The 26,762-nt window shown below is 45.1% G+C and carries 30 protein-coding genes; 14 read left to right on the top strand and 16 right to left on the bottom strand.

Annotated features, from left to right (window positions below; genetic code table 11):
- The first annotated feature begins 129 nt into the window (after positions 1–129).
- Complete coding sequence (locus tag EYS00_RS00600) at positions 130–1,407, top strand: MATE family efflux transporter (protein WP_130634644.1); 1,278 nt, start codon at positions 130–132, stop codon at positions 1,405–1,407.
- Here the strand turns inward: EYS00_RS00600 and EYS00_RS00605 are convergent.
- From EYS00_RS00605 to nfuA, 4 genes are read right to left on the bottom strand one after another with little or no spacing between them, the layout of a single operon-like run.
- Positions 1,367–1,996, bottom strand: coding sequence for a class I SAM-dependent methyltransferase (locus EYS00_RS00605; RefSeq protein WP_130634645.1), 630 nt, complete (start codon positions 1,994–1,996; stop codon positions 1,367–1,369). The genes EYS00_RS00600 and EYS00_RS00605 overlap by 41 nt on opposite strands.
- Positions 1,997–2,000: 4 nt before the next feature.
- Entirely contained in the window at positions 2,001–2,693 is a 693-nt protein-coding gene (locus EYS00_RS00610; RefSeq protein ID WP_130634646.1) for an aspartate/glutamate racemase family protein, read from the bottom strand.
- A gap of 57 nt (positions 2,694–2,750) precedes the next feature.
- Positions 2,751–2,975 (bottom strand): hypothetical protein, encoded by a 225-nt coding sequence (locus tag EYS00_RS00615; protein WP_130634647.1) that lies wholly within the window; start codon positions 2,973–2,975, stop codon positions 2,751–2,753.
- Between the two features lie 8 nt (positions 2,976–2,983).
- Positions 2,984–3,562: a Fe-S biogenesis protein NfuA gene (nfuA, locus tag EYS00_RS00620; RefSeq protein WP_130634648.1), complete on the bottom strand. Its 579-nt coding sequence runs from the start codon at positions 3,560–3,562 to the stop codon at positions 2,984–2,986.
- Positions 3,563–3,674: 112 nt separating this feature from the next.
- Here nfuA and EYS00_RS00625 point away from each other — a divergent pair, with 112 nt between their 5' ends.
- Both EYS00_RS00625 and EYS00_RS00630 read left to right on the top strand, forming a co-directional pair.
- Positions 3,675–6,278 carry a M14 metallopeptidase family protein gene (locus EYS00_RS00625; RefSeq protein WP_130634649.1) on the top strand — a complete coding sequence of 868 codons (2,604 nt, stop codon included), beginning with the start codon at positions 3,675–3,677 and terminating at the stop codon, positions 6,276–6,278.
- Between the two features lie 96 nt (positions 6,279–6,374).
- On the top strand, positions 6,375–7,058 hold the full coding sequence (locus EYS00_RS00630; protein WP_130634650.1) for a hypothetical protein: 684 nt from the start codon (positions 6,375–6,377) through the stop codon (positions 7,056–7,058).
- A 24-nt stretch (positions 7,059–7,082) separates the two neighbouring features.
- On the opposite strand, the gene EYS00_RS00635 is transcribed toward EYS00_RS00630, so the two are convergent.
- From EYS00_RS00635 to EYS00_RS00645, 3 genes are all read right to left on the bottom strand, one after another.
- Entirely contained in the window at positions 7,083–7,865 is a 783-nt protein-coding gene (locus EYS00_RS00635) for an RMD1 family protein (protein ID WP_130634651.1), read from the bottom strand.
- Positions 7,866–8,028: 163 nt separating this feature from the next.
- Complete coding sequence (locus tag EYS00_RS00640; protein ID WP_130634652.1) at positions 8,029–8,961, bottom strand: DUF808 domain-containing protein; 933 nt, start codon at positions 8,959–8,961, stop codon at positions 8,029–8,031.
- A gap of 86 nt (positions 8,962–9,047) precedes the next feature.
- Positions 9,048–9,800 (bottom strand): ComF family protein, encoded by a 753-nt coding sequence (locus EYS00_RS00645; protein ID WP_242618593.1) that lies wholly within the window; start codon positions 9,798–9,800, stop codon positions 9,048–9,050.
- Between the two features lie 27 nt (positions 9,801–9,827).
- On the opposite strand from EYS00_RS00645, the gene bioH reads away from it, so the two are divergent.
- The 3 genes from bioH (at position 9,828) to EYS00_RS00660 (ending at position 12,015) form a co-directional block, all read left to right on the top strand.
- Entirely contained in the window at positions 9,828–10,646 is an 819-nt protein-coding gene (bioH, locus tag EYS00_RS00650) for a pimeloyl-ACP methyl ester esterase BioH (protein ID WP_130634653.1), read from the top strand.
- A 93-nt stretch (positions 10,647–10,739) separates the two neighbouring features.
- Positions 10,740–11,063: a hypothetical protein gene (locus EYS00_RS00655; RefSeq protein ID WP_130634654.1), complete on the top strand. Its 324-nt coding sequence runs from the start codon at positions 10,740–10,742 to the stop codon at positions 11,061–11,063.
- A 13-nt stretch (positions 11,064–11,076) separates the two neighbouring features.
- A complete protein-coding gene (locus EYS00_RS00660) occupies positions 11,077–12,015 on the top strand; it encodes a putative metalloprotease CJM1_0395 family protein (RefSeq protein WP_130634655.1) in 939 nt (312 codons plus the stop codon).
- Positions 12,016–12,042: 27 nt separating this feature from the next.
- Here the strand turns inward: EYS00_RS00660 and EYS00_RS00665 are convergent, their stop codons facing one another.
- From EYS00_RS00665 to EYS00_RS00675, 3 genes are all read right to left on the bottom strand, one after another.
- Positions 12,043–14,376: a Tex family protein gene (locus EYS00_RS00665; RefSeq protein WP_130635105.1), complete on the bottom strand. Its 2,334-nt coding sequence runs from the start codon at positions 14,374–14,376 to the stop codon at positions 12,043–12,045.
- Between the two features lie 179 nt (positions 14,377–14,555).
- Positions 14,556–15,419: a hypothetical protein gene (locus EYS00_RS00670; protein ID WP_130634656.1), complete on the bottom strand. Its 864-nt coding sequence runs from the start codon at positions 15,417–15,419 to the stop codon at positions 14,556–14,558.
- 27 nt (positions 15,420–15,446) lie between these two features.
- Positions 15,447–16,409: a hypothetical protein gene (locus EYS00_RS00675; protein WP_165399273.1), complete on the bottom strand. Its 963-nt coding sequence runs from the start codon at positions 16,407–16,409 to the stop codon at positions 15,447–15,449.
- 233 nt (positions 16,410–16,642) lie between these two features.
- On the opposite strand from EYS00_RS00675, the gene EYS00_RS00680 reads away from it, so the two are divergent.
- Positions 16,643–17,458: a DUF1080 domain-containing protein gene (locus tag EYS00_RS00680; RefSeq protein ID WP_130634658.1), complete on the top strand. Its 816-nt coding sequence runs from the start codon at positions 16,643–16,645 to the stop codon at positions 17,456–17,458.
- Between the two features lie 18 nt (positions 17,459–17,476).
- Here EYS00_RS00680 and greB read toward each other — a convergent pair whose 3' ends face one another.
- Complete coding sequence (greB, locus tag EYS00_RS00685; RefSeq protein WP_130634659.1) at positions 17,477–17,962, bottom strand: transcription elongation factor GreB; 486 nt, start codon at positions 17,960–17,962, stop codon at positions 17,477–17,479.
- 203 nt (positions 17,963–18,165) lie between these two features.
- On the opposite strand from greB, the gene EYS00_RS00690 reads away from it, so the two are divergent.
- Positions 18,166–18,423, top strand: coding sequence for a hypothetical protein (locus EYS00_RS00690; protein ID WP_130634660.1), 258 nt, complete (start codon positions 18,166–18,168; stop codon positions 18,421–18,423).
- A gap of 262 nt (positions 18,424–18,685) precedes the next feature.
- Here the strand turns inward: EYS00_RS00690 and fkpA are convergent, their stop codons facing one another.
- Positions 18,686–19,465 carry an FKBP-type peptidyl-prolyl cis-trans isomerase gene (gene fkpA, locus EYS00_RS00695; protein ID WP_130634661.1) on the bottom strand — a complete coding sequence of 260 codons (780 nt, stop codon included), beginning with the start codon at positions 19,463–19,465 and terminating at the stop codon, positions 18,686–18,688.
- A 148-nt stretch (positions 19,466–19,613) separates the two neighbouring features.
- Positions 19,614–19,784 (bottom strand): hypothetical protein, encoded by a 171-nt coding sequence (locus EYS00_RS20640; RefSeq protein WP_207301669.1) that lies wholly within the window; start codon positions 19,782–19,784, stop codon positions 19,614–19,616.
- 79 nt (positions 19,785–19,863) lie between these two features.
- Between EYS00_RS20640 and EYS00_RS00700 the strand changes: the two genes are divergently transcribed.
- Together EYS00_RS00700 and EYS00_RS00705 are read left to right on the top strand one after the other, a co-directional pair.
- Positions 19,864–20,856 (top strand): WD40 repeat domain-containing protein, encoded by a 993-nt coding sequence (locus tag EYS00_RS00700; protein ID WP_130634662.1) that lies wholly within the window; start codon positions 19,864–19,866, stop codon positions 20,854–20,856.
- A gap of 8 nt (positions 20,857–20,864) precedes the next feature.
- Entirely contained in the window at positions 20,865–21,116 is a 252-nt protein-coding gene (locus EYS00_RS00705; RefSeq protein WP_130634663.1) for a SlyX family protein, read from the top strand.
- Positions 21,117–21,216: 100 nt separating this feature from the next.
- On the opposite strand, the gene EYS00_RS00710 is transcribed toward EYS00_RS00705, so the two are convergent.
- The gene (locus EYS00_RS00710) at positions 21,217–21,423 is read right to left on the bottom strand and encodes a YheV family putative zinc ribbon protein (protein ID WP_130634664.1); all 207 of its coding nucleotides are present in this window, start codon (positions 21,421–21,423) and stop codon (positions 21,217–21,219) included.
- A gap of 170 nt (positions 21,424–21,593) precedes the next feature.
- Here EYS00_RS00710 and EYS00_RS00715 point away from each other — a divergent pair, with 170 nt between their 5' ends.
- Genes EYS00_RS00715 through EYS00_RS00730 form a run of 4 tightly spaced genes read left to right on the top strand, consistent with a single transcriptional unit; the run spans position 21,594 to position 25,309 of the window.
- Positions 21,594–23,525, top strand: a complete 1,932-nt coding sequence (locus EYS00_RS00715) for an ATP-binding cassette domain-containing protein (protein ID WP_130634665.1) — start codon at positions 21,594–21,596, stop codon at positions 23,523–23,525.
- Positions 23,512–24,012 carry a TIGR02444 family protein gene (locus tag EYS00_RS00720; RefSeq protein WP_165399274.1) on the top strand — a complete coding sequence of 167 codons (501 nt, stop codon included), beginning with the start codon at positions 23,512–23,514 and terminating at the stop codon, positions 24,010–24,012. The genes EYS00_RS00715 and EYS00_RS00720 overlap by 14 nt, the downstream gene beginning before the upstream one ends.
- Positions 24,013–24,032: 20 nt before the next feature.
- Positions 24,033–25,070 carry a hydrolase gene (locus EYS00_RS00725; RefSeq protein WP_130634667.1) on the top strand — a complete coding sequence of 346 codons (1,038 nt, stop codon included), beginning with the start codon at positions 24,033–24,035 and terminating at the stop codon, positions 25,068–25,070.
- Positions 25,067–25,309 (top strand): YheU family protein, encoded by a 243-nt coding sequence (locus EYS00_RS00730; protein ID WP_130634668.1) that lies wholly within the window; start codon positions 25,067–25,069, stop codon positions 25,307–25,309. The genes EYS00_RS00725 and EYS00_RS00730 overlap by 4 nt, the downstream gene beginning before the upstream one ends.
- Positions 25,310–25,318: 9 nt before the next feature.
- Here the strand turns inward: EYS00_RS00730 and EYS00_RS00735 are convergent, their stop codons facing one another.
- Both EYS00_RS00735 and cysQ read right to left on the bottom strand, forming a co-directional pair.
- Positions 25,319–25,897 (bottom strand): YceI family protein, encoded by a 579-nt coding sequence (locus EYS00_RS00735; RefSeq protein ID WP_130634669.1) that lies wholly within the window; start codon positions 25,895–25,897, stop codon positions 25,319–25,321.
- Between the two features lie 16 nt (positions 25,898–25,913).
- On the bottom strand, positions 25,914–26,759 hold the full coding sequence (cysQ, locus tag EYS00_RS00740) for a 3'(2'),5'-bisphosphate nucleotidase CysQ (RefSeq protein ID WP_130634670.1): 846 nt from the start codon (positions 26,757–26,759) through the stop codon (positions 25,914–25,916).
- Positions 26,760–26,762: the final 3 nt, after the last annotated feature.

Here is a 26,762-nt window from a genome sequence, read left to right on the forward strand (position 1 = left end):
AACTAAGTAGCGTGATATGCTCTGTACTGATTATACAATAACTTAGAATCAACAGCCCCCACTACACTCATGACGAACCAATATACACTTTGGCATGACCACAGTCGCCTCATTGTGCTAGCAGTACCAATGATTTTAGCCAACATTACCACGCCGTTACTCGGGTTGGTGGATACCGCCGTGTTGGGACACATGCAATCACCTTCAATGCTAGCGGGGGCCTCCATTGGCGCATTAATACTTACCCAAATTTACTGGGTGTGCGGCTTTTTGCGCATGTCTACTACTGGGTTAAGTGCACAGGCCCGTGGCCGAGTAGAAGATCATGATGCAGCAGCTCGAGTATTGTGGCAAACCGTGGGTATTGCCATTGCTATCAGTATGTTGCTGTTGATATTACAAGTACCTATTTTACGCATTGGTATCGCCTTAGCTGATCCTTCAACACAGGTGGAACAATGGCTCAGTCAATATTATCAAGTGCGTGTATGGGGAGCGCCAGCAGCGCTCGTTAATATCGCCATGATTGGTTGGCTAGTGGGTCAACAGCGAACACGCCTGGTTATGATTATTCAAATAACGGGCAACCTGCTCAATGGTGTGTTGGATGTTGGATTGGTGTATGGCTTAGGTTGGGGTGTTGAGGGCGTGGCATTGGCTAGTGTGTTTGCCGAGTACACAATGGCAACAATGGCGCTTGTTGGCGGGCTTCAACAGATTGGCTGGCGCTTGCCCAGTACTGAGTGGTTTAACGATGCCGCAAGGCGAGTACTGTTAAAGCTCAACTCAGACATGCTCATAAGAAACCTAGCGCTACAGGGCTGTTTGGCATTTCTAACGCTTCAAGGCGCGAGGCTTGGTGAAACACACGCAGCGGTAAATGCCATACTAATGCAGTTCTTTGTATTGATAGCACTGGGGCTCGATGGTATTGCCCACGCCGTTGAGGCCTTAGTTGGTGAAGCCTCTGGCGCGAAAAATCAAAGGGCTATTGTGCAGCGAACGAATCAAGGACTCGTGTGGTCTTCCTTTTTCGCCCTTGCTTATACCTTGTTATTTTGGATGTTTGGTACTGACATCATTCAGTTACTAACCCAACACAATGACATCATAGAAGCAGCTTTTAGCTACCTGCCCTTGATGGTGGTTTTGCCCATTCTTGCGCACTGGTGTTTTCTTTATGATGGCGTGTTTGTGGGACTCACTCGAGCGTCATCAATGCGCAATTCTATGGTGTTCAGTGCACTTATCGTGTTTTTTCCAGTGTGGTTTGTCACCCAGTCATTGGGGAACGTAGCACTCTGGTATGCACTGTTGGCGTTCCTCGTTGCCAGAGGGGTGACACTTGCGATAGCCTTTGCTTTGCTTAATCGTCGCAACCAGCTAGTGTCGGTCGCTGAGCAATAATGTAAGTATGTAGTTCCGGATGCTGATCGTATTCAACATGGCGACAGTAACAGCCTGTGTCTAGCACTGTCTGTATAAAACCGTTGATTCCAACAGACGCATAGTAAACTTCTGGCCCCATAGTGCGGTTAGTATGCTCTCCAGCTTCTTCGGTCCCACCACATGTGAAGATAAGCACCCCACCGGGTTTTAGTGCATTGCATAACTTGGTAATCAAAGCGGATTGATGAGCTAACGGAACATGCCAGATACTGTCCCAAGCGGTAATAAAGTCGTATTGACGGGGAAGAGCAAACGTACAGATATCACCGTGATAGAGCGTGCATTTATGGTTTTGCGCTTCAAGTAGCGCTAACATTTTCTCAGATGCGTCAATTCCCTCTAAAGCGAACCCTTCTTCACCAAGCAGCTCAAAAAATCGACCAGTACAACCACAACCTACGTCTAGCGCTACTGCATGTTCTATGGGTTTGCCGTAAAACTTTAGAGCACGCTTGTGCTGAGCGATCCCATTGTGGCGATTGAATGTTGATGAGGTCCATCGCTCGGTAATGGTATCGTAGGCTTTACCAGTTTTTAATGGATTCATTTAGCTAGCTCAATGCAAAATCGACGGCAGCTTGAGCATGTATTGCGACCGTATCAAACAGTGGAATAGCGGTATGCTCTGGTTTTACGAGTAGGGCTATTTCAGTACACCCTAAGATAATACCCTGAGCGCCCTGCTCGCTCATCTTATCCATAATGGCAAGATAGGTTTCTCTATCACCTGGTTCAACTATGCCTTGGCAAAGCTTGTTGTAAATGACGTCATGTACCCTAGTACGGTCGTCTTCAGAGGGCGTTAATACCTCTAGACCATACTCATCTTGCAAACGCTGTTTGTAAAAGTCTTGCTCCATAGTGAAGCGTGTCCCTAACAAACCAATGGAGCTATAACCTGCCTTTTTGATAGCCGCGCCGGTGGCATCAGCAATGTGAAGCAAGGGCACATTAACAGCGCTAGCGACTTCATCCGCAACCTTATGCATGGTGTTGGTACATATGAGGACAGCATCTGCACCGCCAGCAACAGTACTTTGTGCCGCGTGAGAGAGGATTTCTGCAGTGTCAGCCCACTTGTCTTGATGTTGAAGTAACTGTATTTCCTCAAAGTCCACACTGTAGAGGCAAAGTTTTGCGGAGTGTAATCCGCCGAGCTGCTGATTTACGCCACGATTGATGGCTTGATAGTAACTCACCGTAGATTCCCAGCTCATTCCACCAATTAAACCGATTGTTTTCACTGGATGTTCCATTGGAATGTTGAAAGTGAATTTCATCATACAATGGCAATTGGGTGATTAAAACGGTGGTGGCGGTTTTTTGCTCTTGAGTGAGTTAAAGCGATTGAGAAAGATTCCTGCGTAGCCAAACATGGCGTATGCAAATCCACCAAGTAACAAAGCCAAAGAGGTATAGTGAGTAGCGATGTGTATCGATGAAGTGAAAATAAAAAGCGCAGCGCCAACGGCGAAAAGGCCTAAACCAATCTTAAAGCGCTGCCAGCTTTTTAATATGTCCATCATTGGGGGTATTAGTAGTAAGAGTGTTCGCCAGCTTCGTGTTCTGTGGCATCGCGCACGCCATTAAGTTCACCAGCAAAGTTTTCTAGCATTTGCTTTTCAATGCCATCTTTCAGCGTTACGTCTACCATTGAACAACCATTACAACCGCCACCAAACTGAAGAATAGCAATGCCATCGTCAGTCACTTCAACAAGCATGACTTGTCCGCCATGGTTGGCTAGCTGAGGGTTAATTTCAGATTCGATCATATAGTTGATACGCTCAACCAAAGGTGCATCATCTGACACCTTTTTCGCTTTAGCGTTGGGGGCTTTAAGTGTTAACTGAGAGCCCATTTGATCAGTGACGTAATCGATTTCAGCTTCATCAAGGTAAGGTACGCTTTCCTCGTCTACCACAGCATCAAAACCATTAAACGGCAAACGAGTGTCGCTGTCTTCTACCGCGTCTGGTGGGCAGTAGGAAACACCGCATTCTGCGGAAGATGTACCCGGGTTAACAACGAAAACTCGAATGTTTGTGCCAGCTTCTTGATTACCCAGCAATTTTACAAAGTGAGCTTGCGCGTCTTCTGATATAGTGATCATTAGCAAGTCCTACAATAATGATGAATACGGCTATAATAACAAATTTACCTGACTAAAACAGTCAAGTATTGTTAAATTCCGTGAAAGAGTAAAAATAAAAGACAGGAAAATCATGGTTACCACGTTGATTCGGCGGGTTGTTACCGCCTGTTTGTATGTTTTAGTACTACTTAGCACTGTTGTCGGAAGCGTTTACGCTGCGGTATCGATAGATAAAGGCGGACGAGTTGCTGCCGCATTTTTACCAGAAGGTACACCGCTAGACCCGAGTATTCCCACGCCCGAGTCAGTGTTGGGTGCAAATGTTGGTGAATGGCACGTTAGACACGACCAATTAGTGAGTTACATGTATCAACTCGCCAACGCGTCGCCTCGGGTAACCATAGAGGAAACCGGACGCACTCACGAAAACCGCCCCTTACTGTTGCTTACGATCACTGCTCCCGAAAATCATTCAAATATTGACGCTATTCAATCGACTCATGTTAATTCGGTTGTCAGTGGTAATCGTCCAGCAGGTGATGCCCCCCTTGTTATCTATATGGGCTATAGCGTACATGGTAACGAGCCTTCGGGCGCAAACGCATCTCTTATCGTTGCTTATTACTTGGCCGCAGCACAATCGGCAGATGTAGAAAAGATGCTAAACGAGAATGTGGTTTTACTCGATCCGTCATTTAACCCTGATGGTTTATCGCGATTTGCACAGTGGGCGAATATGCATAAAGGGAAGCAGCTTGTTGCCGACCCTCAACACAGAGAGCACGACGAAGGCTGGCCTTCCGGCAGAACAAATCACTATTGGTTTGATTTAAATCGAGACTGGTTATTACTTACTCACCCTGAGTCACGTGCCCGTATTGCGAAATTTCACCAATGGCGTCCCCATGTGCTCACCGACTTTCACGAAATGGGTACCAATAGCACTTACTTTTTCCAACCCGGCGTACGCTCTCGTAAGAACCCATTAACGCCCGATGGTAATGTAACCCTCACTGAAGCCTTGGCAAAATACCATGCTAAGGCCCTAGATACTGCAGGAGAGCTTTACTTTACCGAAGAAGCCTTTGACGATTTTTATGTTGGCAAAGGGTCAACCTATCCAGATATTCACGGCAGCGTTGGTATTTTGTTCGAACAAGCCAGTTCTCGTGGGCATTTGCAATCATCTATCAATGGTCCAGTCGCCTTTGCCGATACTATTGCGAACCAAGTCACTACCTCGCTCAGTACGTTTGAGGGGGCTGTAGCCAATAAAGCGGCCTTACTTGACTATCAAGTGACCTTTGTAAAAAGCACTGAAGCATTAATAGAGAATGATACCGATGCTGGCTATCTGATTGAGCAGCCCAAGGACACAGGTAGGTTTACTCGATTCCTCGCTCTACTTACTCAGCACAATATCCGTTATGACGTAGTCAATCGAGACATCACGTTGCGCGATAAAACCTTTGAGGCGAAAAATGCGATTTATATCCCGTTAGACCAGCCTCAATACCGCTTGATTAAGTCGTTGTTTTCAACGCAAACAAATTTCGAAAACAATACCTTTTACGATGTGTCTAGCTGGCATATTGCCTACGCTTTTAACTTGGAATATCAGTCAGTTTCGCAACGTGATGCAAGAGGCGTAAAAACTGCTGCTAATATTGAGCTAGCCAAGCCAGAGCTTCCTGATGCGCTTCCAGAGGGTGCATATGCCTATGGGTTTGGTTGGGATGAGTATTATGCACCGGCATTTCTACAAGCCCTTTTAGAGCATGATATATCCACGCGAATTACCAGTAAGTCATTTACTGCGACTCTGGTGGATGGTAGCCGTCATCAATTTGCGCCGGGAAGTGTTGTGATACCTAGAAGTGGTAATGAAGGACAGCCGCTAGCTGAGTATTTGGTTTATCTTGCCAAGCAGTTTGATGTACCAGTGTATGCATTGAAGTCGGGGTTAACCCCGGCAGGTGTCGATTTGGGCAGCCGCTCGATTGTACCTACCACGCCGCCTAGTGTACTTATTGTTGGCGGTGAAGGTACCCGTGAATACGATGTGGGTGAAATTTGGCATTTGTTTGATACTCGCATTGGCCTAGCTACAAGCATTGTTGAACAAGCAAAGCTCGCCAGTACTTCTTTCATGCCATACACACATATCGTATTTGCCAATGGTCGTTATCAACTGTCGGAACAGGCGATTCAAAAGCTAGAACACTGGATTAACCAAGGTGGTGTGGTCATTGGTCAGAAGTCCGCCTTACGATTTTTATCAGCACAAGGCTGGCTTGACGCAGAGGTAGTAGATAATAGTGTGATAGATGCCGCATTTGATACCGATGATCTTGCGTTTGCTGAAAAGGATGCCTTGTATGCCCGCAAGCTCGTTGCTGGTACTGTGTATCAAGCCAATATCGACGTGTCACATCCTCTGTTTTACGGTTTTGATTCTGATACGCTCCCTCTGTTCAAAACAAGTAATATGATCATCAGTAATGATTATTCCCCGTTTACTACGCCTGCGGTTTACTCTGGTGCTCCGTTGCTCTCAGGCTTTAGCGATAAGGCCATGGTTAACCTAATTGCAGATTCTCCGGCGGTGGTAACAACGCGAGTAGGTAACGGGTTAGTCATAGGGTTTGTCGACAACACTCAGTTCAGAGGCTATTGGCATGGCACTAATAAAATGATGGCCAACGCTATTTATATGTGGCCATTTATGCGTTGAGTGCAAGCAACGGAGCACTAAGCAAAGTGGCTAGTAGTGAGTAGATAATATACTATCGGTGGTGTTTGGATTTGCGAGTTCGGAGAACCAAGTTTAATGAAATACGCAGTGTTCGGGGTATTGCTATTTGCCCTAACGACTATTTCGGTTGCGCAAACCAGTGACCGATACGCCATTGCTGTTTCAGAAATAGGGAATGCACTCACTCAGCCACCCGCTCCCGAGGGGCAATACAATCGTTTTCTGTCGACGTTAGACAACATAGATGTGGTGTTTATGCCTCCAACTCGGGTTGAAGTTGAGTTTCCAAAAGGCTATTTGAATTGTATTTTCCCCGCCAGTAGAGAAACCATGCAGGAAAAGCATACGTTACTGGAAAGTCATCCACTTGAAGTAACGAGTGCTTATGTTTTCACTATTGGGGAGCAACCCCAAGCGGGGCTTAATACAGAGTCAAGAATAGCTATTCGTCGCGGTTTTACCTTCGGTGGCATTCGTCAATCTCTACCAGCAGAGTATATAGAATTGGACGACGACGTAACTATTTTACAATTCTTAACTCTTGGGCGTGTAGATGCCGTAATAAGTTACCTAATAGATATTCAAGGGGCTGCAGAGCGATTACAGATCGCTGTCCCACAGTTCCAAAAAGACAGACCCATCCACACCTCACGCGAGGCATTTGTGTGTCATGACAATGAGGTCAATAGATCTTTTGTTGAGCAAATCAACCAAGCAATTCGTGAATGGAAAATGCAGTCTCAGTATGATTTACCCTAGTGCTTAGGAAGATGTCACCCATAGTTAATGGCCAAAGTAAACAGCAATATCTACGGCGATTAAGACAATAATTATCCATTCTAGAAAAGCTGAATGCTTATGGTTTTGCTCCGCTGCTAGCATCTCTAATAGTTCGTGAATCGTTTCGAGCTTTAATGTCAGCAATTCGACGCGTGGAACCAGTTCAAGGTATTTGGCCAACGCTTGGTAAATCGATTCCAGATCAGGGTTCTGCCAGAAAAAGTCGGGTGTATCGAGCAAATTGTAGTGAAGCAAAATATCGCTTTTTGTTTTGAATAAGTTGCCTCTGAGCTTTGCCAGTTCTTTGCGCGAAAGTGGGATTTTGCCAGTTTTTGCCAAACCTGCAGACAAATAAGCATTATCTTTAATAGTTCGCTCTGCTCGGCTTTCAAATTGTTCAAGCTTGGCAGACTGCGCTAACGCATGGCTAACAGCTAAAAGGGCACGCTGTTCCTTTGCATTTATCAGAATCTCGTCATCGACCATAGTTACCGTTGCATCAGAATCAACGCTGTATGGAAAGATTTCTCTTTGCTGTTCAACATGTAGCTGAGTATTGGCTTTGAGAGTATCTATCAGATAATCTTTGCGTTCTTCTGTGACAGACCAAAACACGACTACACCATAGTCGAAAATGTAGGTAAAAGATTTTGGGTAGCCAACAAATAAAACATCTTTATAGCGGTGTGAAAACACGCGCTTATCCAAGGCTTTCTCGATGAGCGTGAGTTGGACTTTGTCAGCCAATACAGTGACTTCAACTGTGTCTTGATGGGGTTTGTTCATATGGTTTCATGTTTAGCTTACGGGAAACTAAGCGCTTTTTACGCGCAATAAACATGAAAGGGAAATGACAAATTTTTATCGTCAGGAATGAATTTTATCGCCTTATTGATTGCTAGGTTGCTAGACAGTTCACTACTAACCATTAAAAAATGGAGACCGTCGCCTAAGTCTTGTTGTTTGTGATACCTCTTAGCTTAGACGCGAAGCTCACAATCACTGCAATTACCACTCCTGAAACAATGCCAACAACGCCGTCAGCCAAAATTGACATGATTAGTGAAAAGTTGGGTGCAATGGAAACAAACCAGTCTGATACATGATGTAGCATGCCAATACTGTGGGTTAAAATACCACCGCCCACCAGGAACATGGCAACCGTACCCACAACCGCCAAGGTTTTCATTAGTGCTGGCGCGGCTATCAGTAAGCTTCGGCCAACCACTCTTTGAAACCCATTCATTGTGCCGGTTAATGATTTTCGTAGCATGTACAAGCCCACATCATCCATTTTTACCAATGCAGCCACAAGACCGTAAACGCCTACGGTAATGGCTAAGCTCAATGCTACCAACACACCGATTTGTGTGGTTAACGGGGCATCGCTTACTGTACCTAATGCAATAACAATAATCTCTGCAGAGAGAATGAAATCGGTACGAATAGCTCCTTTGATCTTATCTTTCTCAAAGGCAACCATATCTACATCAACTTGCGATAAAGCTTCTATTCGTGCTTCTCTTGATTCAATGGCATCCTCGTGGGGCAAATATTTATGCAATAACTTTTCAGCGCCCTCAAAGCACAAATACAATCCACCTATTACCAATAATACTGTTATCAACGAAGGAATAAAGGTACTGATAGCTAATGCTGCGGGCACTAAAATAGCTTTGTTGAGCAAAGAGCCTTTAGCGACGGCCCAGACAACAGGAAGTTCTCTATCCGCTTTGACACCCCTAACCTGATCAGCATTTACGGCAAGGTCATCACCTAAGACACCGGCTGTCTTTTGTGCTGCGACCTTAGACAGGGTGGCTATGTCGTCCATCAAAGTGGCGATATCATCAAGAAGAGCAAGTAAATTAGCGGTGGCCACGCACGAATTCCTTATTTCATTTTTATCGCTAAAGCATACGCTTAGCGGTTTGTTGTTGGCAATAGCCTGTTTGCTATTCAATACTACTATTCATTCAACAACGCACTTTTCGGCGGTGGCGTAAACGCCATTGCCCAAACATGAATAGTGAGTTGGGGGTAGCGTTTTCGAAGTTGCTGAGCGAGGTGATTTACCGTAACGCCGGTGGTAATGATGTCATCGACGATGGCTACGCAGTTGATATTTGAAGTAGCAATCCGCTTATCTAAACAGCGGGTCGACAGTGAAAACGCTGATTTAGCATTCGTTGCTCGGTCTGAACGATTGAGGTGGTGTTGAGTTTTTCTTCCCGTCCTTATTGCCCAATGTTGCTCTACAGGGATGTTTGCAAGCGTTCCAATATCGTCAGCGAGCACAGTGGCTTGGTTGTAATGCCGAGAGAATAATCGCGTTGGATGAATGGGCACCGGCAGCAATACCTGAGGTAGTTGTCTTGATGAATGAATTCGCTTGGTGTAAAACCAGTTAGCGAGAATACGCCCAGCGGCAAGAGAGTGACTAAACTTAAGTTTTTGTATTAGGTGTGCAACGCTCCCAGTATATATACCTAGCACTGAGAGAGCGTCATAGTGGCAGTGTTTAACATGACGAGAAACTAACCCACAAGACAGTAAGTTTTCGTCGTAAGTGGTATCGTCGAAAAAAAATAGATCGTTTTCACACCAATGACATACTGTAGTGGCGCTTGGCTGATAGCATAGTAAACAGGAAAAGTTGAAAGCGCGTTGTAATAAGTGCTGTAACCGTTTACGCCATGTATTATGGTGTTTGGTGTTCATTGTTGCTTTAGTTAAAAGGTATTTACTGTGAAAGAGTCACACACCTCTTCAACGATTGTTAGCTGTACTCAGGGTGCAGGAAAAGATCTAGTTTTACTGCATGGTTGGGGGATGAACAGCGGCGCCTTCTCGTCCTTTGTACCTTATTTGTGTGAATATTTTCGCGTTACCACTATCGATTTACCGGGCTTTGGCGAAAACAAAGACGTAGTACCTATGCCATACACAGCTTCTGCGTTAGCAGACTGTTTGTCGCCTCACCTTCCTAAAAATAGCATTGTAGTCGGATGGTCATTAGGAGGGCTTGTAGCCCAGTATTTAGCCTTATCACAGCAATGTGAATTGGATGGTTTAGTGACCATTGCGTCTACCCCTAGATTTGTTGCGGGTAATTGTTGGCCGGGAATTGCCCCCGATTTATTGGCCATGTTTGAAGCTCAGCTAGAGCATGATTATCGCAAAACCCTTGAGCGCTTTTTAGCGATTCAAGCGATGGGTAGCAAAACAGCAAGACAAGATATCAAGCAGATTAAAAGTCAGATAACGGCCTTTCCCGAACCATCGCAGGTTGCACTGCAAGAGGGTTTGAAGCTTCTCTCTAGTGAAGACATCCGCGAGAAAATCTCGCGAATAGAAGCCCCTACACTGCGTTTGTACGGAAGGTTAGACAGTTTAGTGCCCACATCAGGCATTGATCGTATTTGTGAGTTACAGCCTCAAGCCGATACTGTTGTGTTACCTCACGCTGCCCATGCGCCATTTATTTCCCATCCTCAGCAGTGTGCCGATATTTTGATGCGCTTTGCAGCCAGCCTGGATAAGGTGAAAAGCGTCAACATTGCCTAACAGGCGTGCAAAGCTAAAAGCAATTCATACTTTCTATTTTGTCTTTTTTGGTTAATAATTAACCATGAGAGAGTAGAGGTAGTGTTTTTAGGTATGATTGACAACAATATCAATTCTGCCATTGTGTCTGGTCAGCTTGGTTTACAGCGGGCCAGTGATGGTATTACGACCGCATCGGTAAACATCGCGCAAAAAAGTGCACAATCAACGTTAGAAACCGACGGTGTTGGCGCTGTGTTGGCGAACGCGTCTGTGAGTGGTTTATCTACGCTCAAGCAAACCCTACCTAGTGCTACAGACACGTTTACGTCTGACCTACTATCTTTACAAATCAATAGTTTAAATGCCCAAGCATCGGCGAAGGTATTAGACACAGCTTACGATGCAGTAGGCACTATCATTGATACGTTAGCTTAACGGATAACAGCTAATGAATATCGTCACTCCTATTCCCACCGCGGCAACGTTACCCACGGCTAACATTAGCACCGAGGCTGCGCGACGTGACAATATTCTTCGCGAAACCATTCCGCAAACCAGCGATGCTGAAAAAGGCGCGTCGCAGAAAGGTTTAGGCTCTGAAAGTGATAGAGCAAAAACGCCTGGTCAAGCACCACCTCCGGTGACCTACGAAAGACCTCAAATTCAATCTGCGCCACAAAGTGCTGAAAACGCTACTCAAGATCGTGACAACGGCAGTGATCAAAGTGCTGGCAAAGATGATGCTCAAGAGCAACAGCGCCAACAAGCCGAACAAAAACAGATTGAATCGTTAAAGGCGCGTGACCAAGAGGTTCGTGCCCACGAGCAAGCTCATGCAGCCACCGGTGGCCAATATGCGGGCTCACCAAAGTACGAGTACACCACTGGCCCTGATAACAAGCGTTATGTCACGGGTGGCGAGGTGTCTATCGACATCTCAGAAGAACAAACCCCTGAGCAAACTGTGCGTAAGATGCAACAAGTGCGAGCTGCTGCCTTAGCGCCTGCACAACCCTCTGCTCAAGATTTGAAAGTAGCTGCGGAAGCGGCACAAAAAGCCTTTGAAGCGCGTGTTGAGCTAAGCGAGGAAAAACGTGAATCTCTAGCGAGCCCTGCCGAGAATAATGTGGAAAGCGGGGAGTCTGAGTCTAGCCAAGCGCAAAGTGGCGGTGTTGCTTCATCTTTTGCCCAATCCTTTGAAGACATTATTGCTGAGGCCGATATTGGTAGCAGTGATGGCGGCGATGTGGGTACCCGCTCTCTTGATGTAGAGGCTGAACTTGACACCGCAGTAGACGCGTTGATGCAAGCGCGCAAAGGTCGTATTCAATCGGCGTACACCCAAGCTTATACCCCTCTCTCGGAAGGCTTTTCAGCTCAGGCGTAACACTTCTATTTTATCTAACGCAATACGCTATTTAGTTTTCGCTTTGGCAAAAGCATCAGCAAATGCATTACCCATTGCACTGTTTTGTGGCTCTGAAGAGCGATTTCCACCACGTTTACCTTGATGGCTCTTCGCACTCGGCTTGCCGCTATTAGCCGGTTTTTTACCACCATTATGTTGTTTGCTGGCTTGCGGCGTATCATCTAAACGCATGGTAAATGAAATACGCTTGCGCTGAACATCAACTTCAAGCACCTTCACTTTTACAATGTCACCGGCTTTAACCACTTCACGCGGGTCTGAAATAAACTTGTTGGTGAGGGCAGAAATGTGAACCAGACCGTCCTGATGCACGCCTACATCCACAAACGCGCCAAAATTGGCAACGTTACTCACTACGCCTTCTAAGATCATACCTGGCTTAAGATCGCTGATGGTTTCTACGCCATCTTTAAATGCCGCAGTTTTGAACTCTGGGCGTGGATCACGTCCCGGTTTGTCCAGTTCACTTAAGATATCTTTTACCGTAGGCACACCAAACTCATCGTTGGCGAAGGTGTCTGGCGATAAGGACTTCAGTAACGCCGAGTTACCCACTAAATCATTGACGGCAACTGCTGTTGTATCCACGATTTTGTCTACCACTGGGTAAGCTTCAGGGTGAACGGCAGACGCATCAAGCGGGTTAGTTCCACCTACAATGCGAAGGAAGCCTGCTGCTTGTTCGAAAGCTTTTGGCCCCAAGCGCTCTACTTTAAGTAACTTTTTACGATCGCTAAATGCACCATTTGTATCTCGGTGGTGAACAATGTTTTGAGCTAGAGTTTTGTTCAAGCCAGATACATAGCTTAACAATGCGGGCGACGCCGTGTTTAGATCTACACCAACCGCGTTTACGCAATCTTCGATGACACTATCGAGTGATTTGCCAAGTAAGCTTTGGCTTACGTCGTGTTGATATTGGCCAACACCAATGGCCTTTGGCTCAATTTTTACGAGTTCGGCGAGGGGATCTTGTAGTCTACGGGCAATAGACACAGCGCCACGTAGCGATACATCAAGATCTGGAAGCTCTTTCGACGCTAGCTCTGAAGCAGAATACACCGAAGCGCCTGCTTCGCTCACCATGATTTTCTGGGCGTTAACAGCATCTTCAGCTTTTAACAGCTCGGCAACCAGCTTGTCGGTTTCACGGGAGCCGGTACCGTTGCCAATACTGATGAGTTCCACTTTGTATTGTTTGCAAAGTGTGGCGAGTGTTCGCTTCGACTTTTCCCATTGATTTTGTGGCGCATGAGGGAAAATTGTATTCGTCGCCACGGTTTTACCGGTTTTATCAACTACGGCAACCTTCACACCAGTACGTAAACCCGGGTCTAAACCCATGGTCGTCTTTGCACCTGCGGGGGCTGCCATCAACAAGTCACTCAAGTTTTTCGCAAATACGTCAATGGCTTCTTGTTCCGCTCGTTCGCGAAGGGCGCTGAAAAGCTCAGTTTCCATATGCAGCGCAATTTTTATTTTCCATGTCCACTGCACTACTTGCTTTAGAAAATTATCTGCAGCGCGATTGCGATGCTTAATATCATAGTGCTCAGCAATTAAATGCTCACAATGGGATGGCGCTGTGTTGTCTTCGTTGTTCGGATCAGCGTCTAACTGAATATGTAGCACACCTTCGTTACGGCCTCTAAACATGGCAAGTGCACGGTGAGACGGTACTTTTTTGTATGGCTCGGTGTGAGCAAAATAATCTTTAAACTTAACGGCTTCCTGCTCTTTACCCTGCACCACGGTAGCGACTAAATCGGCATTATTGGTTAAATAGTTACGAATCTTGCCCAGCAGCCCTGCATCTTCGGCAAAGCGCTCCATAAGAATGTAGCGTGCGCCATCTAGTGCTGCTTTGGTGTCGTATACACCTTTCTCTGCATCAATGAATTTTTCAGCTTCGAGTTGTGGATCTAAATCAGGGTCGGCAAACAGCGCATCAGCTAAAGGCGCTAAGCCAGCTTCAATAGCGATCTGTCCTTTCGTTCTTCTACGTGGTTTATACGGAAGATAAAGGTCTTCAAGAGACGTTTTATTGTCTGCATTCAAAATGCTTTGCTTTAGCGCATCAGAGAGCTTGCCTTGCTCGTCAATTGACTTAAGGATAACGCCTCGGCGGTCTTCTAGCTCTCGCAGATAGGTAAGACGCTGTTCTAGATGACGCAACTGAGTATCGTCCAGTCCTTGTGTAACTTCCTTTCTGTATCGCGCAATAAATGGAACTGTAGCGCCGCCGTCAAGTAGTGAAATAGCCGCGTCAACTTGCGATGCGCTGACGGCGAGTTCTTCTGCAATTTTGTTGTTGATCATAGTCCGCTCTGGGCCAGTGAAAAAGTAAATATGCCACGTCGTTGTGCGAATCTTTGCTGAGTATGGCATGCGATCTCATTTGTGGGCGCAGTATAGCACCGCGAGCCGTGAGTGCTAGAGAGTGATCTACATTGAAGAAAAATTTTTGTTCGTTAACTAAGACCTTTGCAGGCAAATACCTATTCAGTATTCAGCAAGTGTATTGCTTGCGCTCGAATCTGCTCCACATTTGAATCACACAACTGGTGAAGCTTACTTAATAATTGTGGTGCTGTTCTTGGGTAATTCGATAAGGCGTAAAGGACACTAATTACGGTTTCATGATCTTCTGAATGAAGTGATGCCGTGGCCAATCTCGTAGTATCGCTCTCTTCAGGAAGCATTAATAATAGCTCGAGAGCACTCAGTCGAATATCTTTGCTGCTGTGTGATAGTTTAAACATAAGGTCGGTGCGAATATCACTGGTGAGTAAATGCTCTGGTCCTATTAGTTTCAAGGCATGCATGACTTCAATTGACGCTTCCACGGATGTTTCTTGATACAGTCCATTGATCAATGCTTCTGAGTACAAATACTTTGAATCTTGCTCTGTAGAATATAACAACACCGCTAGTTTGAAGCCAATAGCGCGATAAATAGATCCTTCAGCGTTAATTAACTCCATAAATGCATTTCGTTTGTGCTGAGTATCTAGTTGCTTCAATACGTCGAAAAGTGCAAACGCTTGAATAGATGTAAGTGATGGGTGACTTTTTATGTACTCAGAGAGTGCTCTGGGCGAATGAGACAGTAGATTTCTTAAATAGCTACGAGAGTCATGGTTTAGTTCAGTATTATGAGTGTCATCTACGGGTGATTTTGGTGATGACGGGTTCGGCGTTTCAGTCACTAGTGAAATGTCATACGCAAGCGGATTATTTTTGGTTGGTTGACTATCAGGGGTGTCATCTGCCTGGGTACAAAAAACAGAAAGATAATAAAATAGCCCGATTAGCGCTATCAACAGGACGCTGAATTTGTTTTGTCTAAACGGGCAATTCACGGTTAACACCTCAGTGATTTATCATGGTTACTGGCAATATATTCCATTGGTAATAGCGGCATTGCTCGTGAGTCGAAATTCCGTATTGCTGTTCGTTGAAGCAATACAATTGCTACCAAAAAGATTCAAAGTAGCTCCATTTATGGTAAGCGCATTATTAGAAAGGTGACCAAAGGTGTATAGTTTAGATTTATCTTTCCCATTTGCGACTAAGTGATTGAAGTTACCTCTATAATCAACTCTTCGAACTAATCCAGTAGTGTTAGTTGAGACCCAAGCAAAGACTCCGTGTCGGTAATTAGCGGCGTTATCTATAACTGTATTATTGCCTTTTAGAATAAGCTTTGCGTAATTAAAACCTCCCCAACCAAATTGAAATGGTGCACCGTACTGATTATGGTAAATCGTGACGTTTTCTACTGTCATTTCTTGACGATAGACCTTTATTGAATCATCGAATGTATCAATTTCAGAATTACTAATTGATGAACCTATTCCTCCGCCAAATCCATCTGTGGTGTGGTAGTCATGAATATCGCTAGTTGGCCCAATTCTAGTATGAATATTGATATTATCAGCTAGCATTACCGAGTTGTTCGTGTCGCCGAGTATATGGTACTTCTCTGGGTTGCGGCTAGTTAGTGTAGATATTGAAACGGTGCAGTTACAGTCTGAATAGATATTACTGCGCTTTTTCGCTGCTGTACCTTTCGCATCTGCATCGGCATGCCCGAACAAACCATTTGGTGCAATTATTGATGTGTTTCTGTTTTGTCCCCTAATGAGAACATCCGCAGTACGTCCAGCTAATATATGGATATTTGCTGACAGGGTTTTGCCTGCTGGGATGACTATTTCGTCATAGTCATTGTTGTCATCGATGACAATAGTACCCGTTTGATTCGACACTACGAGAGTCCCCCCAGCGTAACTCAAAGTAGATATCAAAATAGTTGAAGCAGTAAGAGCCAATTTTAAAAGTGTTTTCATCTTCATGTTTTCTCACAGTTGGTTTACATAATTGTAATACTATATTAATATATATTTCAATTTTTGAGAGAGTATCAAGCTTTTTTTACTCTCTCATGCGAGAAAGTTATTTTTATTATTTATAAGTAATTGTTTTTTATATAAAAACTATAATGTTATTTGTTTTTAATAAATATTACTTAATACTGATAAATGTAGTGTTTGTATAGTCATTCGATGGAAAATTGCTGATCATGAAGAAGGCTCGTCTTTTGATTTTTGTCATCGTTTGCTCGGTATCACCATCTCTATATGCTGCTTCGGAAGGTCACTGGGAACCTTTGTTTAATGGGGTAGATTTAGATGGTTGGGACCTGATGTTGGTAAAGCACTATAATGACGACCATAAACCGGAAGACTACTTTGTTGTCGATGATGGTGTAATTCACGTTTACGCGGGCAAACAGCATGCTACTGCACAACCCTATGCTGCTATGGTCTCACAACAAGTTTACTCTCATTTTCATATGTATCTGGAATATCAATGGGGAGAGGCAAAGTTTGAACCACGCTTAGATCTTTTGCGTGATGCCGGCCTCTTGTATCATGTGCATGGGATGGGAAAACCCGCTTGGCCACTGAGTATGGAGAGTCAGATACAGCAATCCGAGAGTGGTGATGCTTATGCGATAGGCACTAAAATGAGTGCTTGGGTTGATCCATGTTCATTGACGATTAATCCTCCACAGTCAGTGACCCATTACACATTTGATGAGACGGTTCAAAACCAGCGTTATTTTTCATTGGGAACGCCAAATAAGATATTGCGATTTAGGCATAATCAAGACGAGGAAGTCGATGGATGGAACTCAATGGAAATTATTGTTGAAGGTGACCGCGCAATCCATAAGGTAAACGGTATTGTAGTAATGGAAGTGAGTGATTTTAAAAAGTGGGATGATAACAAAAAGCACTGGGTACCACTGATTGAAGGAAAAATAGCATTACAAGCCGAAGGGGCTGAAGTTTTCTATCGCAATATCAAGATAAAGCCCCTTGAACACCAATAAATATTAGGGAAGCTTTGGCTAGAGTTTGTCTGTGGTGTCGTACCAAATTCGGTTGATCCACCACTCCTTGGTACCCAATTCGGTTTTGACTGCAAACTCGTCATCTTCTTGCTTACCAACAAGGGCTCTTGCCATGGGAGAATCTATAGAAATGACATTTTTCTGGTCAAAAATTTCATCGTATCCCACCAAACGCAGTGTGAGTACTTTGCCGTCATGGTTTTCAATTTCTACCCAAGCGCCAAAGAACACTTTTCCCTCTTGTTGTGGGTTGTAATCGACTATTTTGAGGCGCTCTAAACACTTGCTCAGATACCTGACTCTTCTATCGATTTCTCTTAAGTTTTTTTTATTATACTGGTAGTCAGCGTTTTCACTGCGGTCTCCTAGGCTGGCTGCCCAAGTGACTTTTTTGGTGATTTCGGGACGTTCTTCCCGCCAAAGGTAGTCAAGTTCTTGTTTTAGCTTTAAATAGCCTTTGCGCGTTATTAATGGGGTTTTCAAAATAGTGATAATGGTTGATTACCGATGCTTTAAGTTATGGGGTTACATATTCTAAAAACCAATAAACAGCTCACAAATTGTACATGACAGTAAGGTAATTGCGCGCTACATTGATATTGAGCCACATGGTTCAAGTCGCAGTATTGATCTTACCTTTAGTATCGCGAGACTGGCGTAAGTGTCTCGCTTCTTCGGAGAGCTGAATGCACGATAACGAAACACCGGATGGAAACGAAAATTCGTTAACGGCAGGCGGCACTATTATTGGTTTTTTGTTGTTTATTAGTGGTGCAATTTTAGTGTTGTACGGACTGTTAGATATCGTCGTACGAATTGATAGTTTAATAACAGCAGGTTACTTAGTGGTTGGTGTAACTTGCTACAAAATAGGTCATGCACTGTTAAATCACTTTGCGGTTTTCAAAGTACACCCAGAGCGTAGAAGAGCGCCTCAGCGTTAAAACTTCTCGTTATAACTGGGTCGCTATTAGATAAAATGCGTTTAAAAAACGCAGGTTTTAGACAGGCAGAAATTAGAATTTTGACTATAGTTACAGTGAGGATTCGGAATACCTTTATTAGCGAAAAACCCTACTTACTAGCCGGGTTGGTGCGCCGCGAAATGACGCAATTAGCACCTGAGGAATAAGGTAGTCACGGACGTGATCTTTAATAAAAAGCCGACGGTAACGTCGGCTTTTTTCTGTTTGATAGGAAGTTAAATTACTCTGCGCTTTCTTCAGTAGCAGGCTTGATAACTTCGAGTAGCTCAACGTCGAAAATCAATGTTGAGTTAGGTGTGATAGAACCGGTAGCACGTTCACCGTATGCAAGCTCTGAAGGAATATGGAAGCGGAATTTGCCGCCTTCTTTCATAAGCTGTACACCCTCAGTCCAGCCAGAGATAACACGGTTCAGTGGGAACTCAATAGGCTCGCCGCGAGAGTACGATGAATCAAACTCAGTGCCGTCTAGCAAAGTACCACGGTAGTGTACTTTCACCGTGTCTGTAGCCAGTGGGCTTGCGCCTTCACCCGCTTCAAGAACTTCATACTGAAGACCTGACTCGGTAGTAACAACGCCTTCACGCTTGCCGTTTTCTTCAAGGTAAGCAAGACCTGCTTCGATGTTTTTCTCAGCAGCCATTGCAGCCATTTCTTGTTGCTTAGTCATCATTACCTGCTGTGCTTCTTGTGCGATTTGCTGAATTTCAGCAGGCGTGAATTTAAGCTGGTCTGCAAGACCATCGTTGAAACCTTGCTTTAATGCTTCAAGATCTAGTGGCATTTCTAGCTGTGCTTGTTGCTCGGCACGATCATTGGCGAACAAACCCATGCTTGCACCCATAGCATACGCGTGCTTTTGAGCTTCGGTCATTTCTACCGCTTCAACAGCGGCTGGGGTTGCTGCGGCTTCAGTTGATACTTCTTCATTAGTGCTTGGCTTACAAGCCATCAAGCCCAGTGCTGCAAAGGTAGACAGGGCTATGAGCGACTTCTGCATAAAACTCTCCATTAATTATTCTGTGTGCAATTACTATAAATTGCCGCATCCAAGACAATTTGCACGATAGTTATAAGAAAAATAGGGCGCGGTGATCCTTACTGTACGTTTTTGCAGCGAAGTGTTTGTCATTTAGACAAGGAAACTCTCACGACTTGTAGTAATCTACATGAGTGAGTGTTGACGCTGTATAAATGACAAACAATCGCTGCCTGAAAGGTTCATCCAAGCGAGCCCAATGCTGCTTCACTCGTTGCTTATTTGGAATAACCAAACTTCGCGCCTCGTTTATTGCCTTAGACTCGCTTGGACTGAACAAAAGGCGTACCGTAAGGATCACCACGCCCTAATACGTGCTATGGTAAACCTAGCGTTCACAAAGCGAAACCCGTTTGATTATGTTTAGGCTCAATTTGTTCCCTCGATTTATACTTTTCGTCGTATTTATTATTTCGTTGGCAGGATGTACCTACCCTGAAACTACGCCAATTGCGCAATGGCGGCATGTTGACGACGGCGCATACGCCGCTGATGTATCCACTGACGGTACCCTAGCCGTTGTCTCTGGTGTGAGTAATGGCATTAAAGTATGGCGAATTGGAGAAGCTGAGCCTCTTTTCAATTGGAGCCACCAAGGCGGTTCGGACAATACGGTAGGCTCGTTACATATTTCTGCAGACAACAAATATGTAATTACCGCCGATAGAGAAGCCTTCGCGCTGTGGAGTTTGGAGACAGGCGAGCCAGAGGGTTTTTGGCGCATCGATGAAGCCAGTATCCGTGACGTTGCAGTCTCTAATAATGGCAACGGTGTATTAGTTGCCCGCTCAAATGGGCATGTGATGTATTTCGAGCCAAGAACCGAGCGTCGTTTAGAGTTTTTGGGGCATCAAGAAAAAGTGAACAGTATTGATTTGTCACCTAACGGAAAGTTTGCACTCACTGGTGGTAACGACTACATCGCGTATTTGTGGAGTACCGAAACCGGACAAATCATTCATACATTTACTCACCCTACCCGTGTGACCAAGGTGGTATTAGACGATCTTGGCCGCTTTGCGTTTACCGCTGATAGCCAACGGAAATCTCAAATTTGGGATGTGCAAACCGGAGAGCCTGTCAGTTCATTGAAGTATATTTCTAGGCAGAAAATGTTCACCGACGCCGTATTTTCTGAAGATGGTAAGTATTTACTTACTGGTTCGCCAGCACGGCAAGTCTACTTATGGGATATCCAAACGGGCATGCAACAACAATCGTGGCAAGTGGCTGCTCGAGAATCTTCTACACCACCAACGGCAGTGGTCTATGGCGTTGGGTTTAACTCCGATGGTAACATTGTCACTGAAAGCAGTAGTGGCCTCGCTGAGGTCTGGCAAAAAGACGAGTAAGATATTCCATGAGCGATGCACAGCAGATTAAAGATCTCACCGAGAGCTTGGCACAGGCCAACGAATTTATAGAAGAATTACAAACCAAAGTCGCGTTTCAAGAGCACACTATCGAAGCATTGAATGATGCTTTGTCTTCTCAGCAGAACCAATTGGATGATCTTCGTTTCAAATTGACCCACGTCATAGACAGGGTTAAATCTATTGAGCCGTCGAATATTGCTAAGCAATCGGAAGAAACACCGCCACCGCATTACTAAATGAATGCGAAGCCGAGCCCCCAGGGAGGGGTTCACGGCGTGCAGTAAAAAGTCCATCGCTTCCCTGCCACAATTTTGATAACAGCGTAGCGGTTTAGTACTAGTGAGGCTTGAAAATTCCAATAACGTTTTCGTTTTCACGGGTTGCCGCGCTCACTTGTTCTTCGGTTTGTGATTCTTGATAACCACATGCAACACACTCAAGTTTTTCCACATTGTTCTCATAGTACAATGATATGGTATCTAGCTTTTGGCACTTGGGGCAGGTTGCACCGGCCACAAAACGTCGTTTTAGTTTCTTTTGCATAAGGTTACTGCACTGAGTTGGAGCTTCGGGTTAGCCGATAAAAATGGGTAAACCTAAAGTATTGGTAGACACATGAGGTATTATACCTCGGTTCTTAATATAGCGATCGGCTTTTACGCTTGGTTTTTTGATACTATAGCGGGCGGAATCAGGTTCAAAAAAGGTCATTAATGATAAAGCTTACTGATGTGTCGTTTATGCGCGGCACCAAGGTACTTCTTAATAGTGCATCAGCGCAGGTGTTTCCCAGTCACAAAGTTGCTCTTATAGGCAGCAATGGTTGCGGAAAATCGAGTTTATTTGCCTTGCTGCGGGGTGAGCTCGCCATTGATGCTGGGGATTGCATAGTACCGAAAGACTGGCGCATCGTAAGCGTGGCACAAGAAACCCCAGCAGTTTCACGCACTGCCATCGACTATGTTATCGACGGCGACAAAGCCCTACGTGGATTGCAAAAAGAATTAGCACAAGCAGAGGCTGCCGAAGACGGCATTCGTATAGCGCAAATTCACGGGCAATTAGAGCAAGCTGGCGCCTATGATGTGGAGTCGCGCGCGGCAACGATTTTATCTGGGCTTGGGTTTTCTACGCCACAATTACAATCACCCGTCACTGACTTCTCGGGTGGATGGCGTATGCGTTTGAACCTAGCGCAAGCACTGCTGTGTCCATCAGACTTATTGTTACTAGACGAACCGACCAACCACTTGGACTTAGATGCGGTTATTTGGTTGGAGAAATGGTTGCAACGTTATGCAGGTACGCTATTTCTTATCTCTCACGATAAAGCCTTTATTGATAATACCGTAGAGCAGATCATCAGTGTTGAACAACAGCAACTGATTACCTACACAGGTAACTACTCGGCGTACGAAAGGCAGCGTGCTGAACGAATTCGTTTGCAGAATATTGAATTTGAAAAGCAGCAGGCCAAAATTGCTCATCTAGAGTCCTTTATCACTCGCTTTAAAGCCAAAGCGAGTAAGGCTAAGCAAGCGCAAAGTCGTATCAAGCAGTTGGAAAAAATGGAAACGCTCCTGCCTGCGCACGCGGCTAGTCCATTCAGTTTTGACTTTGCTATGCCCTCAGCACTACCCAATCCCCTTGCGCAGATGGAAGAGGTACAATTAGGTTACGACACCAAAGTCGTGCTAGAGCAAGTAAAGCTAAACTTAGTGCCTGGGAGTCGCATTGGTTTACTGGGGCGAAATGGTCAAGGTAAGTCTACTTTGATAAAGCTGTTAGCCGGTGTACACGCGCCCACTACCGGTGTGTTCTCAACCGCAAAAGGCTTGGCCATTGGCTACTTTGCGCAGCATCAGCTAGAGACGCTAGATGCTGAGGCTACCCCCTTGTTGCACCTTCAGCGCCTTGATGAAAAGGCCACTGAGCAACAACTTCGCGACTACCTCGGTGGATTTGGATTCCATGGTGATGAGGCGCTCGCCACCGTAGCGCCCATGTCAGGTGGTGAAAAAGCGCGTCTGGTACTCGCTTTGGTGGTGTATCAAAAACCTAATCTACTCTTGCTCGATGAACCGACCAACCATTTGGATTTAGAAATGCGCCATGCCCTCAATATTGCGCTTCAAGGCTTTGAAGGCGCCATGGTATTGGTGTCGCATGATCGCTTTTTATTGTCTTCTGTGTGTGAAGATTTTTATCTGGTAGACAGTGGTGAAGTGAACCCCTTTAGTGGTGATTTGGATGACTATCGCGATTGGATTTTAAAGCAACAGTCTGAAGAGAAGTCTCGTTTAAATGCGCAAGCCTCTGAAAATACCAAAATTGACGTTACACCTAAGGTAGATCGCAAAGAATTAAAGCGTCGTGAAGCGGCGTTTCGTCAACAAGTTGCACCACTCAAAAAAGCCATTGAAAAGCACGAAAAGAAAATGGATTCACTCAGTGCTTTGTTAAGTGAAGCCGAGACCGCATTGGCTGATACTAGTTTGTACGACGACAATAAGAAAGACGAACTCATGTCGTGGTTAGACAAACAAACGTCGTATAAGCAAGCTTTGGAAGAAGAAGAAATGGCTTGGCTTGATGCGCAGGAGCAAATGGAGCAAGCGAGAGAAGAATACGATGCCGCTAACTAGCCTAACAAGTGAGACGTTTTGGTCTTATACGTGCGAGCGGTATGCGCGAGGAAAGACGCAAGAACTTGCCCTTACGTTACAAGATACCTATGGCGTTAATGTAAACCTGTTACTGTTTCTTTGTTGGTGCACCGAAAACAATGTGGTTGTCATATTATCCCAGTTTAAGTCACTGGCGAGCGCGGTAGAACAAAGTGATCAGCAGCTTATTTTGCACCGTGCAAAACGCAAGCAAATGCATCCAAATCAAAGTGGTGACAGTACAAATTATGCGGCACTTAAAGCGCAAGAATTAGACTTGGAGCGAGAACAGCAAGGCATTATTGTTACCACTGCCAAAGCCCTGGGCTTGCATGGCTTACCCAGCCAAGTTGGCCAGTCTCAAAGTAGCGTGTTTAATGCAAGTATTGCCAGTTTTGTGAACCTGTATGGCCTTCGAGAGCAAAAAGTTGCCCGTTCATTGATATCACAGGTATTGTGCCAATAGCACCAGAAGTAGAAAGAGTAATGAGCAAAGTCCCCCAATCTCACGGAAGAATAATTAAGAGCAGTTTTAAAGTGCCGTCATGGGCACGAAACCGCCACATACAAACTATTTGGCCGCGTTTTATTCAAAAGCGTAAGCCGTTGAACTACAGCATAGAAAGGCTAACTTTGCCTGATGATGATTTTGTTGATGTGGCGTGGGGGCCAAAGCCCAAGTCACCAACGGGGATCGTGACTATGTTTCACGGTTTAGAGGGAAGCATTCGCTCGCATTATGCCAACGACATGATGGCAACTCTATCTCAGAATGGCTGGCAGGTAGTCATGATGCATTATCGTGGTTGTAGCGGTGTGCCCAATCTTAAGCCACGGGCATATCATTCTGGTGAAACCGAAGACCCCAGCTTTTTCTTAGAATGGATCCATCAAAAGTTTCCTCAGTTGCCTAAGGTCGCGGTGGGTTTTTCATTGGGCGGGAACATGCTGTTAAAGCTTCTAGGTGAAAACCCAGCACAAAAATGGCTACAAGGAGCAGTCTCTATCTCTGCACCACTCAAGCTTGCAGAGTGTGCTAAATCCATTAATCAGGGGTTTTCACGGGTTTATCAAAAGTATCTGTTGAACAGTATGAAATCGACGTTGCGCCAAAAAATGGAATACATTGACTATCGTCGACTCATACAGTTGACGGATGATGATGTTGAAAAAATGAAGCATTTTTCCGACTTCGACGAGAAAATCACGGCACCACTGCACGGCTTTGAAGATGCCCAAGACTATTACGAAAAATGCAGTGCGTATCACTTTATGAGTGCCATTCATTGTCCAACATTGGTACTTCACAGTATTGATGACCCTTTTATGAATGATCTTATTGTACCCAAAGAACATGAGTTGGCCCGCAATGTAACTATGGAACTCAGTGAGCGAGGCGGTCACGTAGGCTTTATGCAAGGATCTATATTTAACACTCGTGTATGGCTGCACGAGCGGGTTAAGCGTTTTGTGAGTGACGTTTTGCCCGTGGACCCTGATTGTCAGTATGAAGGACGCGTATGATCATTCCCATCGATGCGCTAGACCAAGATACCTTGTACAACGTCGCTGAAGCCTTTGTACTGCGAGAAGGCACGGATTACGGCGAAATTGAAACGAGCCTAGAAGACAAAGTTGATCAAGTGCTCGCGCTACTCAAAAGTGATGAAGCCGTACTGGTATATTCGGAGCTACATGAAAGTGTAGATATAAAAATGAAGCGGGATTTGGCGCTGGAAGATGATCCAGCGCACGACGATTAACGATAACAATTAACCGGTGAAAGTGACCGTAAAGGTGACCGGCACTGTGCTAGTAATACTCTGTAGACCAGCAATTTTTTGAAGTGCCTCCACACCAGTACTTAACCCAAACGCACTTGCTGACAGCAAGGTTGGTTTAGTCGTCGTTACTGAGAAGGTCTTTTCATCAAGCTTACTCACTTGCACCGCAAATGAAGTCGCAACGTCGTTGCCATGTAATGACAAGGTGCCGTCAACCATAGTGCTTACTGATTCCCCTGCACTCAACTGCATGAGTGTGTCGGGCAGCGTGGCAGAAAATGACGCAGTGGCAAAGCTCGCCACATTAAACAGCATCTCTTGCATACGCGTATTGCGAATATCGATGTTGGTATTCACCGAAGTTAAATCAACCACAACCTCCAATACACCACTGTCTGACAAGGTGCCTGATAAGCGCTCAAAAGCGTGCACTTCGGTTATTTGCGCATTCTTAGTGCTAAGGAAGTTCAGCGTACTTTCGTCTGGCGATAGGCTCCAATCTGCCATTGCCGGGAATGCCGAGGAAAGTGCAATCGCACATAACGCAACGCGGTGACGTAAACTCATTGTATGAAAAACTCCTTTAGTGGGTGTGCGGGTTAACAAAGTCGTTGTATTGAATAACATCCTGCCATGCTACTCGCTGGTCGCCCATAATAATGAAGTCTGGGTTTTCCAATGAATGGCGTTGGTTATAGGTCAAAGGCTCAAAGTTGGCTGCCGCAATAGCTCCGCCTGCCTCTGATACTATGCACTGGGCTGCTCCCGTATCCCATTCTCCAGTCACACCTATACGCATGAACACGTCGGCTTTACCTTCGGCGATAAAACAGGCTTTTAGTGAACAGCTGCCCAGCGGTAATGTTTGGTATACGCGCTTGGCGCACATGCGGTTTAGTACTTTTTCTCGAGACTGTCGACGGCTAATAGCAATCATCACTACGCTATTTTTAGGATCATCGAGTTTTCTTACCGAAATCTGCTTATCTTCATCAGGGCAGGCTTTAAAAGCACCTTTACCTTTTTGCGCATAGTACAGCGACTGTCCTGGTGGCCAGAAAATAACGCCAATACTCGGCTGGTTGTTTTCAATAAGCGCAATGTTCACAGCAAAGTCACCACTGCGGGCGATAAATTCCTGAGTACCGTCAATAGGGTCAATAAGCCAATACCTTTCCCATGTCTTTCGCTCTTCAAGGCTCGCGTGTTTGTTTTCTTCCGACAAAATAGGAATATGAGGCGTTGCTTCTGATAATCGCTGAGTGATGATGTCGTTCGCGAGGTAATCAGCGCTAGTTACTGGTGAGTCATCTTCCTTTTGATAAGCGTCGAAATCACCTTTATCGTAAACGGTGAGTATGGCTTCTCCAGCTTCAATGGCAACGGCTTTGGCGAGTTCAAGTAGGTCTTCGTGGGTATCTTCTGACATGGG

This window comes from Alteromonas sp. KUL49 (genome assembly GCF_006538345.1).
Lineage (GTDB): Bacteria > Pseudomonadota > Gammaproteobacteria > Enterobacterales > Alteromonadaceae > Alteromonas.